Below are 1,523 nucleotides of genomic sequence, written 5' to 3'. Positions count from 1 at the left end.
GGCCACGCCGCGGGGCACACCCGCGGTATCCGCGAGGAGCGCACCGAGGAAGCGCTTGCGCGACGCGGCGACCAACACCGGGAACCCCAGTTCGGTGAGGGCGTCGAGCCGGTGGAGCAGCGCCCAGTTGTCGGCGGCGTTCTTGGCGAACCCCAGCCCGGGGTCCAGCACGATCGAGCCCGCGTCGACCCCGGCGGACACCGCCGCATCGGCTCGGCGCGAGAGGTGGTCACGGACCGAGGTCACCACGTCCCCGCCGTAGTCGGCGCGGCCTCCGGCGCCCGCCCGGTACTGGTCGGGCGACACCCAGTGCATGAGCACCATGGGGCACCCCTGTTGGGCGACGACCGGCAGCATCCCGGGATCGGCGAGACCTCCGGAGACGTCGTTGATCAGCGCCGCGCCGGACTCCAGGGCCTCGGCGGCGACCGAGGCGCGCATGGTGTCGACCGAGACCGTGACCCCGTCCGCCACGAGAGAGCGGACGAGCGGGATCACGCGGTCCGCCTCGTCGGTCCGGTCGACCCGGATCGCCCCCGGCCTCGTGGACTCCCCGCCGACGTCGAGGAGGTCGGCCCCCTCCGAGACCAGTCGCCGGGCGTGGGCGAGGGCGGCCTCCGGGGCGAGGTGACGCCCCCCGTCGGAGAAGGAGTCCTCCGTGACGTTGACGATGCCCATCACCGCGCAGCGGCCCGGACGCGGCAGCCCGGCCGGGCGTGTCGGGGCGAACGGGTGGTTCACGTACCCCGCAGGAGGCCGAGTGCCTCCGCCCTGGTGGAGGCGTTGGACCGCATGCTGCCCCGGACCGCGGAGGTGGTGGTGACGGAACCCGGCTTACGGATTCCGCGCATGCTCATGCACAGGTGTTCGCATTCGATCACCACGAGGACCCCGGTGGGCTGGAGCCTGTCCACCAGGGCGTCGGCGACCTGGCTGGTCAGTCGTTCCTGCACCTGCGGCCGCTTGGCGTAGAGGTCGACGAGCCGGGCGAGTTTGCTCAGCCCGGTCACCGCACCCGAGCGCCCCGGGATGTACCCGATGTGCGCGACCCCGTGGAACGGGACGAGGTGGTGCTCGCAGGTCGAGAAGATGGGGATGTCCCGCACCAGGACCAGCTCCCGGTGGTCCTCGTTGAACGTCCTGGACAACACGTCCGCGGGTTCGGTGTACAGCCCCGCGAACACCTCCCGGTACGCCCGTGCGACGCGCGCCGGGGTGTCCTGGAGGCCCTCGCGATCCGGGTCCTCGCCCACGGCGATCAGCAGTTCCCGGACCGCCGACTCGGCGCGCTCGGCATCGAACACCCGGCCGGCGGACACCGACCGGGCGTCTGCCGCGGGGATGTGGTCAGGGGTCGTCATCAGTCCTCTTCTCGCACGAAACCGACCGGTGGTCAGTCGTCACGTTCCCACGGTGCCCGCCACCCGGGTTCCTTGTCCTCGCGACGGCGGGACCCGCTCCGGCGCCCGTCACCGTCCACCGCCGACCACGCACGGGTCGACCGGCCGGACGGCGACTCGTCC

At 72.8% G+C, this 1,523-nt stretch carries 2 protein-coding genes; both read right to left on the bottom strand.

Going from position 1 to position 1,523, the window contains the following annotated elements:
- Nucleotides 1-678: dihydropteroate synthase (gene folP / locus IY392_RS17725; RefSeq protein WP_194861944.1), on the bottom strand; the 678-nt coding region annotated here is incomplete at its 3' end.
- 59 nt (nt 679-737) lie between these two features.
- On the bottom strand, nt 738-1,361 hold the full coding sequence (folE, locus tag IY392_RS17720; RefSeq protein ID WP_107755671.1) for a GTP cyclohydrolase I FolE: 624 nt from the start codon (nt 1,359-1,361) through the stop codon (nt 738-740).
- Between the last annotated feature and the right edge of the window lie 162 nt (nt 1,362-1,523).

The sequence above is a fragment of the Dietzia sp. SYD-A1 genome, from assembly GCF_015356725.1.
Lineage (GTDB): Bacteria > Actinomycetota > Actinomycetes > Mycobacteriales > Mycobacteriaceae > Dietzia.
Note: the sequence above shows the minus strand (reverse complement) of the source record. Positions and strands in the feature narration are given on the sequence as shown.

Excerpts from the sequence above, each read along its gene's own strand:
- folE (WP_107755671.1), bottom strand. The coding sequence starts at position 1,361 with ATGACGACCCCTGACCACATCCCCGCGGCAGACGCCCGGTCGGTGTCC.